Consider the following 17018-nt stretch of genomic DNA (forward strand, 5'->3'; position numbering starts at 1 on the left):
CGCTTTTTCATCGGACCCGGAAAACGCTCCATGCTTGATACCACCCTTGCGCAACTTGAAAACGTCATCAATGATCTGCTGCAACGCAACCAGAACCTGAGCGAGCACTGTGTCTTGCTCGAGCAGCAGCTGCAGCAGGCGCGTGAGGAAAACGACAATCTGCAACTGGCTGCGCTGGAGCAGGAAGACAGGCAGGGCGCTACCCTGGCGCGGCTGCAGGCGCTGGTGGAACGTGCAGCTGGCAGTAGCGCCGCATGACGGCGGATGGCGTTCAGGTGCTCAGGGTATTCGGCCGCGAATACTCGTTCCGCGCGCCGCCCAGCCAGGACGCTCTGCTGCAGGAGGCGGCGGCCTTGCTGCAGCAGCATCTGGCCGACAGCCAGCGGCAGTTTCCCAACGCCACGGGCGACAAGCTACTGGTGCTGACCGCACTGAATCTCTGCGTGCCGCTGCTGCAACAGAACGAGCAGATGCAGGATGTCGAGCAACGCATCGCCGCCAGCGTCGCCCGTATCAATCAGCAGCTCGCGGCGCAGGGCTGAGCGGCTGCCTCAGGCTGCGTCGCTGCTGCGCGTGGTTTCGCTGACCGGGCGCTCTGTCAGGTAACGCTGCAGGCGAGCCTTTTCCGGCTCGCTGAAGGCCAGCCCGAGTTTGGTGCGGCGCCAGAGGATGTCATCCACCTGGGTTGCCCACTCTTCGCGCCGCAGGTAGTCGACTTCCTGCGCATACAGCTGCTGGCCGAGGTCTTCGCCCAGTGCATCGAGCGAGCGCGCTTCGCCCAGCATGCGCCATACCCGATTGCCGTAGAGGGTTGCCCAGCGCTTGGCCAGCGGCAGTTTCAGCCCCTGTACCTTGGCCACCAGCTCTTCGGTGAGTGCATCGGCCGTGCTCATGCCTTCACCGCCAGGCAGTGCCGCTAGCGCCGTCCAGCTTTCACCCATAGCCGGGAAGAACGGCTTGAGCTGCGCCATCGCCGACTCGGCGAGCTTGCGATAGGTGGTCAGCTTGCCGCCAAACACCGAAAGCAGCGGTGCCTGCTTTTCTTCCGCCGCCAACGACAAGGTGTAGTCGCGGGTGACAGCCGACGGGTTATCCGATTCGTCGTCGCATAGCGGCCGGACGCCGGCGAAGGTATGCACGATGTCCCTGGGCTCGAGTTGCTTGCGAAAATGCGTGTTGGCCACGCCCAATACGTAGGCGACCTCTTCCTCGCTGATGCTCACCTTGGCCGGGTCGCCACGGTACTCGCGATCGGTGGTGCCGATCATGGTGTAACGGTCCAGATAGGGGATGGCGAAAACGATGCGCCGATCCTCGTTCTGCATGATGTAGGCCTGCTCACCTTCATACAGCTTGGGCACGATGATGTGGCTGCCCTGGATCAGGCGTATGCCGTAGGGTGAGCGCTGCTGCAGGTTTTCGCCGATGAACTGTGCGACCCAGGGACCGGCCGCATTGACCAGTGCCTTGGCCTTTAGTGAGAAGCGGCTGCCGTTCTCACGCTGCAGCTCGACGTGCCAGATGCCGCCAGCACGCTTGGCGCTCAGGCATTGGGTGCGGGTATGGATATGCGCGCCTTTCTCCCGCGCCGCCATGGCGTTGAGCACTACCAGCCGCGCGTCGTCAACCCAGCAGTCGGAGTATTCGAAGCCGCGGGTGATGGCTGGCTCCAGGGGGCTCTCACTGCCGAAACGCAGGCCCCGCGAAGCTGGCAGCTTCTTGCGCATGCCCAGGTTGTCGTAGAGGAACAGGCCGGCGCGGATCATCCACGCCGGACGCAGGTGAGGACGGTGAGGTAGGACGAAGCGCATCGGCTTGACGATATGCGGCGCCTTGGCCAGCAGCACTTCACGCTCGGCCAGCGCCTCGCGGACGAGGCGGAATTCGTAGTGCTCCAGATAGCGCAGGCCACCGTGAATGAGCTTGCTGCTGGCCGACGACGTATGGCTGGCCAGATCGTCGCGTTCGCAAAGGAACACCGACAGCCCGCGGCCGGCGGCATCGGCAGCGATGCCGACGCCATTGATACCGCCGCCGATCACGGCGACGTCATAAAGCTCGGAGACGGGCTGAGCGGAATGGGGCACGGGCTTCTCCTCGAAAACGAAAGGTCATGTTCGGTTTTGAACATGTTATTCGCAAAAGAATCCGTACGAAAGAAAAAATGTTCGAAAATAGATAAAAAGGAAAATATTCGAACGCTGGGTTTCTGATTGAATGTCGCTGTTTCGACTGTTGTGCTGCTGTTATCCCGATCGCCGTCAGATTTCGCCTGCCCGCAAGGGCTCGAATTCGTTACGAGCGTTCTGTCTTAACTATCGAAGCGGAGTTGTCTGCGAAACGAACTGCCGCCCAACTACTCGGCTATCTCCAGCTGCACCTTGTGGCGGGACAGCAGCTCGGCGAACACCTCGGAAGGTGCCGAGTCGGTGAACAGGCAGTCGATCTGTTCCAGCGAGCCCAGGCGCGTCATGGCGCTGCGGCCGAATTTGCTGGAGTCCGCGGCGAGGAAGACCTTGCGCGCGTTATGGATGATCGCCTGGGAGACGCGCACTTCCTGATAATCGAAGTCGAGCAGGGTGCCGTCCTCGTCGATACCGCTGATGCCGATCAGGGCGAAATCGACCTTGAACTGGCTGATGAAATCGGCGGTGGCCTGGCCCACCACGCCGCCGTCGCTGCGTACGTTGCCGCCGGCGATCAGCACATCGAAGTCTTCCTTGGTGCTGAGAATGCTCGCCACGTGCAGATCATTGGTGATGATCTTCAGGTCACGGTGGTTGAGCAGGGCGCGGGCGATCGCCTCGGTGGTGGTGCCGATATTGATGAACAGCGAAGCCTGGTCGGGGATGCGCGCGGCCATGGCGGCGGCGATACGCAGTTTCTCGTCGCGCATCTGGTGCGCGCGCTGGCTGTAGGCGGTGTTCTGCACGCTGGAATCGTAGGCCGCGCCGCCGTGGTAGCGCCGGAGCAGGCCGGCGTCGCCGAGCTGGTTGATGTCGCGGCGGATGGTTTGCGGCGTGACGGCGAAGTGCCGTGCCAGCTCGTCGATGCTCACGTAGCCGCGCTCGCGCACGAGTTCCAGAATGTTCTGCTGTCGGGGCGCCAGGCTCATGAGGCTTCCTTGTTCGCTGTTGTGCGGGAAGCATGCCGTAGTCTGGCGTTCGATTAAAGCGCCGGCTGTTCGAATTCGCACATGCCAGGCCTGTCTCCGAACGCCTCCAGAGGCAGGCCTGTTGTCCGTCGGATCAGTCCTCGGCCCAGTTGCGCGTACGGTCGACCGCCTTCTGCCAGCCGCGATAGAGCGCTTCGCGCTGTTCGCTTCCGCACGCCGGTTCGAACACCCGCTCGATGCTGCTCTTGCTGCGCAACTCGTCGAGATCGCTCCAGAAACCGGTCGCCAGCCCGGCCAGGTAGGCCGCTCCGAGGGCGGTGGTTTCCTTCATCTGCGGGCGTTCGACCTGGGTGCCGAGCAGGTCGGCCTGGAACTGCATGAGGAAGTTGTTGGCCACTGCGCCGCCGTCCACGCGCAGGGCGCGCAGGCGCTCGCCGGCATCCTGCTGCATGGCATCGAGCACGTCGCGGGTCTGGTAAGCGATGGATTCCAATGCTGCTCGGATCAGGTGATCAACCTTGACCCCGCGGGTCAGGCCAAACAGTGCGCCACGGGCACGCGGGTCCCAATAGGGCGCGCCAAGGCCGGTGAACGCCGGCACCAGGTAAATGCCGTTGCTGTTCGGCACCTTGGTGGCGAAGTATTCCGAATCCAGCGACTCGTTGAGCACCTTCAGCTCGTCACGCAGCCACTGCACGGTGGAGCCACCATTGAAGATGGCGCCTTCCAGTGCGTAGTTCACTTCGCCACGCGGTCCGCAGGCGATGGTCGTCAGCAGGCCATGTTCGGATTGCACCGCCTTGGTGCCGGTGTTCATCAGCAGGAAGCAGCCGGTGCCGTAGGTGTTCTTGGCCTGGCCCGGCTCGACGCACATCTGGCCGAACAGCGCGGCCTGCTGGTCGCCGGCGATACCGGCGATGGGAATGCCGGTGCTCTGCCCGGAGCCGATGTAGGCGTGGCCGTAGATCTCCGACGACGAGCGCACCTCTGGCAGCATTTCGCGGGGGATATCCAGCGCTTCGAGCATCACTGGGTCCCAGTCCAGCTTGTGGATGTCGAAGAGCATGGTGCGCGAGGCGTTGGTGTAGTCGGTGACGTGGGCCTTGCCCTGGGTCATCTTCCAGATCAGCCAGCAGTCGACGGTGCCGAACAGGAGCTCGCCACGGCGGGCGCGCTCGCGGCTGCCCTCGACGTGATCGAGAATCCACTTGATCTTTGTGCCGGAGAAGTAGGGGTCGATCACCAGTCCGGTGGTCTGGCGGATGTGATCGTTCATCCCGTCGCGCTTGAGCTGGTCGCAGATCGGCGTGCTCTGGCGGCTCTGCCAAACGATGGCGTTATAGATCGGCCGGCCAGTGATCTTGTCCCAGACGATGGCGGTCTCGCGCTGGTTGGTGATGCCGATCGCCGCCACCTGCTCGTTGGTGATGCCGGCCTGGGCCAGGGCTTCGACGAACACGCCGCTCTGGGTCGCCCAGATCTCCATGGGATCGTGCTCGACCCAGCTCGGTTGCGGGTAGATCTGCGCGAATTCGCGCTGGGCGATGGTCACCACGTTGGCGTTGCGGTCCAGCACGATGGCGCGGGAACTGGTGGTGCCCTGGTCGAGGGCGACGACGAATTGCTTGTTCTGATTGCTCATGGCGACGTTTCCTTAGCGAACTTTGCTGATGTCGGGCTGGGCTGCGCGCATTTCGGCAGAGGCCTTTTCCTTGGGTTCTGGTACATCGCAGGCGGCCGAGCCAACCCCTGGCAGGTGCCGGCAGATAAGTGCCTTGTAGCCTGCGGCGCCGAGGCAGGCGCCGAGAATCGGGGCGAAGATCGGGACGAGGAAATACGGGATGTCTCGCCCACCGGTGAAGGCCACGTCACCCCAGCCGGCAAAGAAGGTCATCAGTTTAGGCCCAAAATCCCGAGCGGGATTCATCGCAAAGCCGGTCAGCGGTCCCATTGCGCCGCCGATCACGGCGATCAGCAGGCCGATCAGCAGGGGAGCCAGCGGGCCGCTTGGCAAGCCGTTGCCGTCGTCGGTGATGGCCATGATCATCCCCAGCAGGATGGCAGTGATGACCACCTCCACCAGAAACGCCTGGCCGAAGGACAGCGAGGCGTGCGGGTAGGTGGAGAAGATCGACGCGAGTTCGAGGCTCTCGACACTGCCGCGAACCATCTGCTGGGCCTGTTCGAAATCGAAAAACAGGCTGCTGTACAGCCCGTAGACCAATGCTGCGGAACAGAAGGCGCCGGCCACCTGCGCCAGGATGTAGGCCGGAACGCGGTGCCGCTCGAAGGTACCGAACAGCCACAGGGCGATAGTGACGGCCGGGTTCAGATGGGCACCGGAGACGCCGGCGGCCAGGTACACCGCCATCGAAACGCCGATGCCCCAGATGATGCTGATTTCCCACAGCCCCAGGTCGGCACCGCCGAGCTTGAGCGCTGCGACGCAGCCAGTACCGAAGAAGATAAGCAGGGCAGTGCCGAGAAATTCGGCGATGCATTGTCCCTTGAGCGTCGGGACGATGGGCGTACTCATGCGCGGAGCCTCGTTCGTTTGTTTTTGTTTTATTCCGAGCACTGCGTTGGTTCGGAATTGTTCGGAAACGAAAACTTAGAGGCAAAGAATGCAGCTGTCAAAGTAAAAATTCGAACATTTTACGGGCGAGCTGCGGGAACAAATGAGGGTGCTTGCTGTCGCCGCGGTCCCGAGTCTTCGCCGTGACCGATGAAGCCTTGCCGACCTGGATGGCGTTGGAAACCGTCGGTGTCTTAGCGCCGACGCCGCCAGAGACGCCAGCCGAGCAGCAGATCGTCGGCCATTGGCACCAGCGCCAGTGCCAACAGCAAGGCGGCCAGCGGCACCGTGGCAAGAAAGCCGAAATGCTTGAAGCCGACGGCGCCGCTCAAGCCGCCAACGAAGAAGCTCATCACCATCAGCAGGTTGGTGCGCAGGCGCTGTCGATTGGCCCGAACTGGGGGCAGGTCGTCGTCATGCTTGCGGTTGAAGTAAATCAGCCGCCCGAGCTCGATGCCGATGTCGGTCACCATGCCGGTGATATGGGTGGTGCGCACCTCGGCGTTGGAAAGCTTGGTGATGATCGCGTTCTGCAGGCCCATGATGAAGCACAGCAGCACCACGGTCAGCGGCACGAAGAAACCCGGAACCGTCATCAGCCGTGCGCCGAGGATGCCGAACAGCAGCAACAGCGAGGCTTCCAGCGCCAGCGGCAGGGCGTACTGGCTGTGCAGGCGGCGGCGCCGCGAGAAGTTGATCATCAGCGTCGAGCAGATGGCGCCAAGGACGAACGAGAGCAGGGCGCCGAAGCCAGCCAGCGCCAGATCGATGGCCCCGAGGGCGAGGTTGTCGGCCATGGCCGACACGATACCGGTCATGTGCGAGGTGTACTGCTGGACGGCGATGAACCCGCCGGCATTGGCGGCTCCGGCGACGAAGGCGAGGCACAGGCCGAGCTGACGATTGCCATGGGCGGACCGACGACGGTCGGTCAGGCGGCGGGCATAGTTGATCGGCATGGCAGGCTCGCGCTCGGCAGCAAAGCGGCGATTATAAAGCGCCCGATCGGGTGGGATGGTCGCCGGCGACCATGCTCAGCGTCGCCGTCCCGCTTTGCGCCCGCCACCACGTCTTGCAGCCCGCGGCTTGCGCTGGCGCGACAGTTCGCGGGTGATGGCGTCGTTGAGCAGCTGGCGGGCGTCTTCACCATCCTCGTGTTCGGGGAAGTGCTCGGGCAGGCTGCGGGCCAGATGCAGGTAGGTTTCCACCACATGCAGGGTGCTTTCCAGGCTGGCCAGGTCGCTGCCGAGCAGCAGCTTGGGCATCGGGATGGCGTGGCCTTCGGCGACCCGTTTGATCCAGCGCTGTGCATGCTGGCTGGCCGGGCTGTCGAAGCCGCCGCGAATCGGCGTGCAGGCGAAGGTCCAGCGCAGCCACAGCGGAATCTTCGGATCGTCGATCAGCTCGATCCACTCGGCCAGTTCGTCCGGCAGTACCGATATGAACGCCTCGCCGTAGTTGATGTTGCGGTTGAAGGTCAGCCAGGACCGCAGCAGGCTCGGCTCGCCCATCAGTTCGGAAATGGCGGACAGGTGATCGATGGACGGGCGCACCTGGAACTGATTCAGGTCCACCGGCGCATCCGGGCTGTTGAACAGGCGGCGGATGGACTTGAGCGTCTGCGGGTCGAGTGCGGTGATCTCGCCGCTGTCGTGGTGACCGAAGCGCCCGGCGCGGCCGCCGATCTGCTTGACCTCCTGCACCTTGAGCTGGCGATTCTGGATGCCGTCGAATTTCTCATCGGTATAGAAACACAGCGTGTGCGCTGGCAGGTTGAGGCCCATGCCCACCGCGTCGGTGGCGACCATGATGTCCGCCTCGCCTTCGCGGAAGCGCCGCGCCTGCTCGCGACGCACCTCGGGTGAGAGCGCACCGTAGACCACCGAGACGCTTTTGCTGGCACTCTCGAGCATGCCCTTGAGCTCCAGCACCAGCTTGCGGCTGAACGCCACCAGCAGCGAGCCGGGCTCCAGGCGCTCCAGCGTGGTGGCGTGCCTGGCCACCTCCACTGGCGACAGGCGCTTGGTGCGCTGCACCTGCAGCTGGTCCTCGCAGAGTTCGCAGAGCGTGCGCAGCGATGGCTCGATCAGCGCCGGGCCGGTCATCATCAGCTTCGGCGTATGGGCGCTGACCAGCGCATCGACCCAGGCCCAGCCACGTTGCGGGTCGGCCATCATCTGTACTTCGTCGACCACCACCACATCCCAGTGCTGGTGGCGGAAGCGGGCAAACTCCTCCACGGTGCAGCAGAAGTGTGTGGCGCCTTCGCGGATGATTTCTTCCTCGCCGGTGACCAGCGAGCAGGGCACGCCCATGGATTCGATACGCTCCTGATTTTCCAGCGCCATCAGGCGCAGCGGCGACAGGTAGATGCCATGCTCGGCGGCGGCCATCGCCTCGATGGATCGATGCGTCTTGCCGCTGTTGGTCGGGCCGAGCAGGGCGATCCAGCGCCGCGTCAGGCGCCGGGCCGGGTAGAGCTTGTGGTAGTGGACGAAGCGCGGGTTGTTCTCCAGCAGCACGGCGAACGCCATCTTCTCCTCATGCTCGCGGCGGGCGGCGCGAATCGCCTTGCGCATGCGGCCGGGTTCGAGGGTGAGGAGTTCGGTAAGTCGCTTGTGACCGAGCAGCTGCAGGTCGAAATCGCCGGCCAGCTCGAGCATGCGTTCGAAAGTGGCCTGCAGCTCGTCGCGATCCTGGCGCTTCCACGCCTCGACTTCCGCCACGCTGAGCAGGTGATCCTGACCGGCCGGGATACGGCGCTGCAGTTCGACCACGAGACTGCCGTGTTGCAACGGCACCAGGTAGCGCAGCTCGTGGCGGATCTCGTTGAGCGTGGCGACGGCGTGCGGCAGAAATTCATCGACCCGTGGCAGTTCTGGGCGGATGCGCGCCAGACACCGCTGCCGCTCGTCCTCGTCCATTTCGGCGAAGGGCCGTTCGAGCACCTGCAGCCGATTGCGCACATAGCGCTGCACGGCCTGTTTCAGGTTGTCGGCGAAATCGTCGCGCCGCGGGCTATCGTCCAGACGCAGCGCCCAGTCCGGCTCCAGCAGATGGACCGGCGAGCCCAGGCTGAAGGTCTTCTCGCTGCCGAACACATCCACGCTGCAGTGGATCTCGCCGAGGTCACGGCTGACGACCCGATCGAGCAACTCGTCTGCAGCAGGTGCCGCCAGCAGTTCATCCACCGCCTGCCCATGCAGCCCCAACCAGAACGCTTTGGCCGCGCGAGCCAATCCGACGATGGGATAGCCGACGTACGGGGTGAACCACTTTTCCTGGTGATGCTTCTTCGCGGTGAATTCCGGATATCGCGCCGTTGCCCAGTCGAGGAAGCGCGCCAGACGTTCGAGCCTGATGGATTTGAACTGCTTGCCCCCGGTCTTGGCCATGATCGACACCTTTGCTGATCAGTCTTCTTTGTACGACTCGCGTTGCGCTCGTTTGCTCGCCAGACTGTGCGCCTTGGTCGACGATACGTACAAATCAAACCCCTCGCTTTACGGCATCGCCATCGTCACGGCGATCGTCCCCCAGCTGCAGCTTCAGGCTGCGCACTTCTTCAGTCAGGCATTCCACCTGTACCAGTAGTCGCTGCAGGGTTTCGCGGTCGGCCAGCTGGTCACGGTTGTCTTCCTCGTTCCGGTCGGCGACGAACAGCGAACCGATGTAGGCCGCGAAGCTGCCGAACAGACCGACTCCGGACACCATCAGCAGCACTGCGACGATACGGCCCAGGGTGGTGACCGGATAGAAGTCGCCGTAGCCGACCGTGGTCACGGTGACGAACGCCCACCACAGCGCCTCTTCCGGCGTGTTGATCGAGCTTTCTGGGTTCGGCGCTTCCACCAGCAGCATGGTCAGCGCGCCAAACGCTACCAGCAGCATGGTTGCCGTGGCGGCGGAGGCGACGATGCCTTCGGCGCGGTTGCGGAACAGGATGCGCCAGATCAGCCGCAGCGACTTGATCGCCCGCAGCACCCGCAGAATCTGGAAAGCCCGAAACAGCTTGGCTGCCTGCAACCCGCCCGCCGGTACGCTGGCCAGCAAGTCGATCCAGCCCCAGCGCATGAAGCGCAGCTTGTCGTCGGCTTCCTGCAGGCGCATCCAGAAATCGATGAAGAAAAAGAAGCACACGATGTTGTCCAGATACCCGAGCAAAGTCGATACGTCGTCGGGTAAGTCGAACACCAGATCGGCCACCAGCGCACCGATCACGTAGACCGATAGCAGCAGGATGAAGATCTGAAAGGGTGTGATGGCGCGCTGCTTCATGAGTCAACCGGGTTCGTGGGGCAGGTGGGCGCGAGTTTAAAGCACACCGCGGTAATCGGGCCGGAACGATGGGCAGGAATGTTGGGGATGGAAGTGCGCAAGATGATTGGTATCGGCTGTGCCGGCTGGAGCTTGCCGCGCGAGGCGTGGCCGGCATTCGCTGAGCAAGGTACGCACCTGCAGCGCTACAGCGGAGAGCTATCGGTGGTCGAGATCAACAGCTCGTTCTACCGACCGCATCGTCCGGCCACCTATCGCAAGTGGGCGGCGAGCGTGCCGGAGGACTTCCGCTTTTGCGTGAAGATGCCCAGGCAGATCAGCCATGAGCTGCGCTTGCGCGAGTGTGACGAGGCGCTCGAGCGCTTTCTCGACGAATCGACCGAGCTGGCTGAAAAGCTCGGCTGCCTGTTGCTGCAATTGCCGCCATCGCTGACCTTCGATCCTTCAACGGCGGAAGACTTCTTCGCTGCCATGCGCGCACGCTACGACGGTGCGCTGGTACTCGAACCGCGGCATGCGAGCTGGCTGGACGCCGGTGAGCTGCTCGAGCGTTGGCGTATCGCACGGGTGGCGGCCGATCCTTCGCCAATTGCAGGAGGAGAGCAGGCGGGCGGCTGGTCGGGCATGCGCTACTACCGACTGCACGGGTCGCCACGCATCTACCATTCTGCGTACTCGGCCGAATGGCTGGAGCGGCTGGCTGGTAAGTTGCGGACTTGTGCTCGGTCCGACGTGCCGTGCTGGTGCATCTTCGACAATACCGCCAGCGGCGCTGCGGTGAGCAATGCGCTGGCACTGCAGGCGCTGGTGGCAGACGAAACCGCCTGGTCGCCCTAGCGCGGGATGATGCGTACGCGACCCGCGGTGTTGTCGCGCCGAGCAGCCTTTTCGTTTTCCGCGCGGCCGGGAATCGAGCCGAAATCCGCACCGCGATCCGGTGTCGAGCTGCCGTCCAGTTCGCGCTCGTCGACGCTGATCGAGGTGGCGTCCGGGTAGCCGGTGGTCAGCGTCTCGGTGCTGGCGGTAACCGGGGTGGCATCGTCGTCGCCCCACTTGGCGCTGCGCTCGTCGATATCGATGGCGCCGTTGCGCTCCATGACACGCTCGACTGCGGAAACCCGGCTGTCGTCCTCCAGCGTTACGGTGACGATGGTCGATCCGCGGCGAGCCGCTTCGGGGTAACGACCGGCATGCTGGCTCGATCCGTCGCCGAAGACCTTGTGAAAGAAACTGCCGATCTTGTCGGCCACTGTTGCGTCTTCACCCGGCTCTTCGCCGACCACCTCCACACGGCTGCTGTCGACGGTGTCGCTGTTGAAGGATGCCGATATCTGGATGTCGTCGCTGGACACCCCCTCGCTCACGAGTTGGGCTTTCACTTTCTCTGCTTCGGCATAGCGGTCGAAAGCGGCAATTAGAATCTGGGTCATGACTTCACCTTTCATATGCAGCGAGGCTGCGGTGGCGGGCGTCTGGACCGATAGCGGTCAACGCATGGGTAGATCGTTGGGCGCGGCGAGCCGCACGATGGTTCCGTGCGGACTCATTACCCGATGCTTCGCTTAGGGCTGGCCCCCGACTCGACCCCGGCGCGGCTTCCGGCCGCTGGCTAGCCGTTGACCACCTTGCCGCCATTGATATGAATGGTCTGGCCACTGACATAGGACGAGTCCTCGCAGGCCAGATAGACATAAGCCGGACCCAGTTCGGAAGGCTGGCCGCAGCGGCCCATGGGCATCTGGCTGCCGAAGTCTTCGAGCATCTGCGGGTCGTGCTTGCCGAGCGACGGTGGCTGCAGCGGCGTCCAGATCGGGCCTGGCGCGATCTGGTTGACGCGGATCTCGCGCTCGATCAACTGCTGTGACAGCGCGCGGGTGAACCCGTCGATCGCGCCCTTGGTCGAGGTGTAGTCGACCAGCAGCGGGTGACCGATAAAGGAGTTGATAGAGGTGGTGTTGATGATCGAGGCGCCGGCCTGCAGATGGGGCAGGGCGGCACGGGTGAGATAGAAGTAGCCGTGGATGTTGGTGGCGAAGGTCTTCTCCCACTGCTCGTCGGTGATGTCCTCGAGGCGGGTCTGCACCTCCTGGCGGCCGGCATTGTTGACCAGCACGTCCAGCCGGCCGAAGGCCTTCACGGTTTGTTCGACGGCATCGTTGCAGTGGCGGCTGTCGCGGATGTCGCCAGCGATCAACAGGCAGCGCTGGCCTTCGGCCTCCACCATCCGCTTGGCGTTTTCGGCGTCCTCGTGTTCGTCGAGATACATGATCGCGACGTCCGCACCTTCACGGGCGAAGTGCACCGCTGCCGCGCGACCGATGCCGCTGTCGCCGCCACTGATCAGCGCGACCTTTCCGGCCAGCTTGCCACTGCCCTTGTAGCTGTCGCGGATGAACTCGGCCTGCGGGTGCATTTCGGTTTCGCGACCGGGTAGGCGGTCCTGCTGCTGAGCGGGAATTTTCGGGTAAGCCATACGTACTCCAGTCCTGAAATGGGTTCTGTAGGTACGGCTGGCGCTCGCCTGGAAAGTTTCGCCAGGATGCCGAACGGAAGTCAGGCAGCGGCAGAGCGCAGTGACGAACCACCGGCAGCGCCGACGCCTTTGCGGCCGCTCGTCGTGGCGCACGTTTGCGACCTGACATCAGCGGATGGCGGGCGTAGAATCCGCGCCGCTTCGACTGTCCCGTCCCTCACTCCATCCGCTCCCGCTGCCTTCCTGCTCGCTTCGCGCGTGCGGGCCGCGTGTGTCATGGCATTCGGGCAGGAACCGTCGCCCTTACACCCTCATTCGTCGCGCTTTGCTTCGACTGAATCGATACCAGACCCACTTCTCCATGAACGAATTGCAAAGCTCCCCGGCCGGGAGCTGGCTCAGCGTGATCGCACTGGCGCTGGCCGCCTTCATCTTCAACACCACCGAGTTCGTCCCTGTGGCGCTGCTAAGTGACATCGGCCGCTCGTTCGACATGCCGCCATCCCAGGTCGGGCTGATGCTGACCATCTACGCCTGGGTGGTTGCTTTGATGTCACTGCCGATGATGCTGCTGACGCGCAATTTCGAGCGGCGCACACTGCTCGTCTTGGTCTTCGTGGTGTTCATCGGCAGCCATCTGGTTTCGAGCGTGGCATCGAGCTACGGCATGCTGATGCTCAGCCGGATTGGCATCGCCCTGGCGCACGCGGTGTTCTGGTCGATCACCGCATCGCTGGCGGTGCGTGTCGCGCCCGCAGGCAAGCAGGCGCAAGCCCTGGGCCTGCTGGCGACCGGCAGTGCGCTGGCGATGGTGCTGGGCATCCCGCTGGGGCGAGTGGTGGGCGAGGCACTGGACTGGCGCACCACCTTCCTGGCCATCGGCGTGATCGCCGCGCTGGTGCTGGTCGTCCTGGCGCGGGCGCTGCCATCGCTGCCGAGCCAGAATTCCGGTTCGTTGCGCAGCCTGCCGGTGCTGTTCAAACGCCCTGCGCTGTTGACCGCCTATGTGCTGACCGCGTTGGTCATCACCGCGCAATTCACCGCCTACACTTACATCGAGCCCTTTGCGCAAACCGTCGCGCACCTGAGCGGCGACATGACCACCGTCCTGCTGTTGCTCTTCGGCGGTGCCGGTCTGCTAGGTTCGTTGCTGTTCAGCCGATACAGCGCGCGCTATCCGAGGGGCTTTCTGATCGCGGCGATCGCGGTCATGGCGATCTGTCTGCTGCTCTTGCTGCCGGCTTCGCGCGAGAGTTCGCTGCTCGGTGCGGTGGTGGTGATCTGGGGTATCGCCGGGATGTGCTTCGGCCTGGCCGTGCAATCGAAGGTACTGAACCTGGCTTCGGACGCGACCGACGTTGCCATGGCCATGTTCTCCGGCATCTACAACGTCGGAATCGGCGGCGGCGCCTTGCTCGGCAGCCTCGTTGTCAGCCATCTGGGGTTGCGTGAGATCGGCGTCGCCGCCGGCTTGCTCGCGGTCGCCGGCCTGTTGCTTTGCAGCCTTGCGACCTATCGCTTAGCCAGGCCTGCCAGCGGCACGGCGGTGTAGCTGGGCTACGTGTGATCCGCTGCCGGGCTTGGTTGTTGCGGTGGGATCGGCTTCCGCAGAGTTAGCTTGAAAAGCTGTGGCTATTCATGCGTAGCGGTGCTTTCGAAAGATGGCTGCGGTGTGCTGTGGGCGGCCTGGGTGCGTGCGATATCCAATGCCGCACGCTCCAGGCAGCGGCCGATTACCCGGTCACGATGCTGGTTGCTGCGGATGCCATCTAACAGGGCTAGAACCACATATGTAACCGTGGCTAACGCCAGCACGAATACGATTCCTTTTCCGGCGATCCAGGTATCGGTCAGCTTGATGACGTCCGTCGACAGACTGACGATCGCCGAAACCAGCATGACGATGACGAGATTCTGGGAGACCCAGCGTTCCTGAGATGGCGGGCCGGCGATCTCGGCGATGCGCGCCAACTCCTGAATGTCCGCTGCGTTGAGCCCGCGCTCTACAAGGGTATTTCGGAACAGGGCGTAGCGCAGCAGTTCTTCGCGGCGTAGAAAACCGTAGCGGTTCAGCGTTTCACGGGCATAGATATCCCGGTAGTACCACGCGCAATAGCGCTCCCGGGCCAGCAGCATGCCAAACAGAGCAAGCAGTGCGCCGGCCATGGCAGCCAACCCCTGCAAAGGTGACTGGCTATTGAGCAAGGTCCCAACCAGCAATATGCCGACAGCGAGCGTCAGCGCCCAGGAAGGCCAGACCATGCGCAGCCCGCCATGCGTGAAGCTCGCCGTGAACACGCCGGGTTGGCATTGTCGATAGAGCGAGCGGATCTCTGCCCATGTCGCAAGTACAGTCACGGCAGCGCCTCCCCGGATGTATGGACGTCAGGCGTGCGGCTTGTTGCGGATTGTCTTCATCAGATCGTCCGGCGTGATGTGTCCGACCACGCTGCTGCCGCTGCCCGGCAACGGCAGGTCGAGGATATGGCCCTTCATCTTGCCCACCACGTGCATCTCGCAGGGCTTGCAGTCGAAGGTCAGGGTCAGCACTTCATCGCCGTGCACCAGCTGCATCGGCGCGACCTTGGTGCGCACCCCGGTTACGCCCTTGGCCTGCTTCGGGCAGAGGTTGAAGGAGAAGCGCAGGCAGTGCTTGGTGATCATCACCGGCACCTCGCCGGTTTCCTCGTGGGCCTCGTAGGCCGCATCGATCAGCTGCACGCCGTAACGGTGATAGAAGGCGCGGGCCTTCTCGTTGTAGACGTTGGCGAGGAACGACAGGTGCGACTCCGGGTAGACCGGCGGCGGCACGCTGACCGGCTTGCGCCCACCGCGCGGACGGATGGCTTCGCGCGCTTCGCCCAGCGCCTCGATGGCTTCGCGGCGCAGCGCCTTGAGTTGCGAGTTGGGGATGAAGAAGGCCTGCGGTGCATCCACTTCGACTTCTTCGGCGTGGTAGATGGTGGTGCCCAGCTGGCTCAGCAGATCGGCGATCTGGCCGGGCACCTGCTCGGGCTTCTTCGCTTCGCCGAACGGGCCGGCCAGCGACACGCTGGCATAGGCGCCTTCCTCGCTGGTGACGTGCAGCTCCAGCTCATCGGCGCGCAATTTTGCCAGCCAACGTACGCCGATGCGGCGCTCGGCGGAGGTCTTGAGCAGCGCGTTCTGCCAGTTGTGGTCCAGGTTGCGGTTGAGTGGATGGTTCGGGCGCACCTGACGCATGGCGGCGGGCATTTCGTTGGGTTCGACGCGGTACTCGTAGCGCGACTGACCGTCCTCCTGGAACTGCTTCAGCGGCTCGACCACGCTGGCGCGGAAACCCACCACCTCGCGCTTGATCAGCACGTTGAGGCCGTCACCGTTGGACAGCGGCTCGCGGGTCTGCACAGTCAGATCATGCTTGTCGACCTTGAGTACTTCGCCGACGGCGAGGCCGGTGAAGGTCGGCGAATCGAAGGCGCCGATGTCGATCTTGCGGTCGGTAACGAAGTAGTCGGTGCTGCCGCGGTGGAAGGTCTTGTCCGGGTCCGGCACGAAGAAGTGATCGGTGCGGCCGCTGGAGGCGCGGGCCAGGTCAGGGCGTTCGGCGAGGATGCCGTCCAGGCGCTGGCGGTAGTAAGCGGTGATGTTCTTCACGTAGCTCACATCCTTGTAGCGCCCCTCGATCTTGAACGAACGCACGCCGGCGTCGACCAGGACGCTAAGGTTGGCGCTCTGGTTGTTGTCCTTCATCGACAGCAGATGCTTTTCGAAGGCCACCACGCGGCCCTGATCGTCCTTCAGCGTGTAGGGCAGGCGGCAGGCCTGGGAGCAGTCGCCGCGATTGGCGCTGCGCCCGGTCTGCGCGTGGCTGATATTGCACTGGCCGGAAAAGGCGACGCACAGCGCGCCATGGATGAAGAACTCCAGCGTCGAATCCACTTCATCGTAAATCGTGCGGATTTCCTGCAGGTTCAACTCGCGGGCGAGGACCAACTGCGAGAAACCGGCCTTGTCGAGGAACTTGGCCCGTTCCAGCGTGCGGATGTCGGTCTGGGTGCTGGCATGAATCTCGATGGGCGGAATATCCAGCTCCATGATGCCCATGTCCTGCACGATCAACGCATCGACGCCGATCTCGTACAGCTGGTGGATCAGCGTGCGCGCGGTTTCCAGCTCGTCGTCGTGCAGGATGGTGTTGATGGTGACGAACACCCGCGCATGAAACAGGTGGGCGAATTTCACCAGCTCGGCAATGTCCGCCACGCTGTTCTCGGCGTTGTGCCGCGCACCGAAGCTCGGGCCGCCGATATACACCGCATCGGCGCCATGCAGGATGGCTTCACGGGCAATGCTTGCATCCCGGGCGGGGGCGAGCAGTTCGAGATGGTGCTTGGGCAGGGACATGGCGCGGACCGGATTTGAATCGAAAGTCGCGCATTGTAATGGCTTGCGGCCGGTTTGGGACTGGCCGCCGGGCGAGTTGGGGCGTGATGGCCGGTTAGCCGGAAGGGTGTCGAGGTGAGGTTTACCCCACCCCGACGGCTCGGATCCGCGCGCCAGCTTGGTGTTGCGCAGGCTTGCGCTGGTGCCATGGC

General features: G+C 63.6%; 15 protein-coding genes. 4 read left to right on the forward strand and 11 right to left on the reverse strand.

What is annotated here, in order from left to right; all coding sequences use genetic code 11:
• Positions 1-30: 30 nt before the first annotated feature.
• Both CW305_RS09875 and CW305_RS09880 read left to right on the forward strand, forming a co-directional pair.
• Positions 31-258 carry a hypothetical protein gene (locus CW305_RS09875; protein ID WP_044314139.1) on the forward strand — a complete coding sequence of 76 codons (228 nt, stop codon included), beginning with the start codon at positions 31-33 and terminating at the stop codon, positions 256-258.
• Entirely contained in the window at positions 255-542 is a 288-nt protein-coding gene (locus CW305_RS09880; RefSeq protein ID WP_023443783.1) for a cell division protein ZapA, read from the forward strand. Before CW305_RS09875 ends, CW305_RS09880 begins: the two co-directional genes overlap by 4 nt.
• Before the next feature lie 9 nt (positions 543-551).
• Here the strand turns inward: CW305_RS09880 and glpD are convergent, their stop codons facing one another.
• From glpD to CW305_RS09915, 7 genes are all read right to left on the reverse strand, one after another.
• Entirely contained in the window at positions 552-2087 is a 1536-nt protein-coding gene (gene glpD / locus CW305_RS09885) for a glycerol-3-phosphate dehydrogenase (protein WP_104097780.1), read from the reverse strand.
• 269 nt (positions 2088-2356) lie between these two features.
• Positions 2357-3115: a DeoR family transcriptional regulator gene (locus CW305_RS09890; RefSeq protein WP_104097781.1), complete on the reverse strand. Its 759-nt coding sequence runs from the start codon at positions 3113-3115 to the stop codon at positions 2357-2359.
• A 133-nt stretch (positions 3116-3248) separates the two neighbouring features.
• On the reverse strand, positions 3249-4757 hold the full coding sequence (gene glpK, locus CW305_RS09895) for a glycerol kinase GlpK (protein ID WP_104097782.1): 1509 nt from the start codon (positions 4755-4757) through the stop codon (positions 3249-3251).
• A gap of 12 nt (positions 4758-4769) precedes the next feature.
• Positions 4770-5651, reverse strand: a complete 882-nt coding sequence (locus tag CW305_RS09900) for an MIP/aquaporin family protein (RefSeq protein ID WP_104097783.1) — start codon at positions 5649-5651, stop codon at positions 4770-4772.
• Positions 5652-5884: 233 nt separating this feature from the next.
• Positions 5885-6649 carry a YoaK family protein gene (locus CW305_RS09905; RefSeq protein ID WP_104097784.1) on the reverse strand — a complete coding sequence of 255 codons (765 nt, stop codon included), beginning with the start codon at positions 6647-6649 and terminating at the stop codon, positions 5885-5887.
• 75 nt (positions 6650-6724) lie between these two features.
• A complete protein-coding gene (locus tag CW305_RS09910) occupies positions 6725-9085 on the reverse strand; it encodes an SUV3 family DEAD/DEAH box RNA helicase (protein WP_104097785.1) in 2361 nt (786 codons plus the stop codon).
• Between the two features lie 94 nt (positions 9086-9179).
• A complete protein-coding gene (locus tag CW305_RS09915) occupies positions 9180-9968 on the reverse strand; it encodes an ion transporter (protein ID WP_090518962.1) in 789 nt (262 codons plus the stop codon).
• 87 nt (positions 9969-10055) lie between these two features.
• Here CW305_RS09915 and CW305_RS09920 point away from each other — a divergent pair, with 87 nt between their 5' ends.
• Complete coding sequence (locus CW305_RS09920) at positions 10056-10805, forward strand: DUF72 domain-containing protein (RefSeq protein WP_104097786.1); 750 nt, start codon at positions 10056-10058, stop codon at positions 10803-10805.
• Here the strand turns inward: CW305_RS09920 and CW305_RS09925 are convergent.
• Positions 10802-11398 (reverse strand): hypothetical protein, encoded by a 597-nt coding sequence (locus CW305_RS09925; RefSeq protein ID WP_102833062.1) that lies wholly within the window; start codon positions 11396-11398, stop codon positions 10802-10804. The two genes, CW305_RS09920 and CW305_RS09925, sit on opposite strands and share 4 nt — an antisense overlap.
• 179 nt (positions 11399-11577) lie before the next feature.
• Positions 11578-12441 carry an SDR family oxidoreductase gene (locus CW305_RS09930; RefSeq protein WP_023445519.1) on the reverse strand — a complete coding sequence of 288 codons (864 nt, stop codon included), beginning with the start codon at positions 12439-12441 and terminating at the stop codon, positions 11578-11580.
• 361 nt (positions 12442-12802) lie between these two features.
• On the opposite strand from CW305_RS09930, the gene CW305_RS09935 reads away from it, so the two are divergent.
• The gene (locus CW305_RS09935; protein ID WP_104097787.1) at positions 12803-13993 is read left to right on the forward strand and encodes a sugar transporter; all 1191 of its coding nucleotides are present in this window, start codon (positions 12803-12805) and stop codon (positions 13991-13993) included.
• Between the two features lie 80 nt (positions 13994-14073).
• On the opposite strand, the gene CW305_RS09940 is transcribed toward CW305_RS09935, so the two are convergent.
• On the reverse strand, positions 14074-14799 hold the full coding sequence (locus CW305_RS09940) for a hypothetical protein (RefSeq protein ID WP_104097788.1): 726 nt from the start codon (positions 14797-14799) through the stop codon (positions 14074-14076).
• A gap of 27 nt (positions 14800-14826) precedes the next feature.
• Positions 14827-16827, reverse strand: a complete 2001-nt coding sequence (locus CW305_RS09945; protein WP_104097789.1) for a peptidase U32 family protein — start codon at positions 16825-16827, stop codon at positions 14827-14829.
• Between the last annotated feature and the right edge of the window lie 191 nt (positions 16828-17018).

Origin of the sequence: Stutzerimonas kunmingensis (assembly GCF_002929225.1) — a bacterium.
In the GTDB taxonomy this organism is placed as follows: domain Bacteria; phylum Pseudomonadota; class Gammaproteobacteria; order Pseudomonadales; family Pseudomonadaceae; genus Stutzerimonas.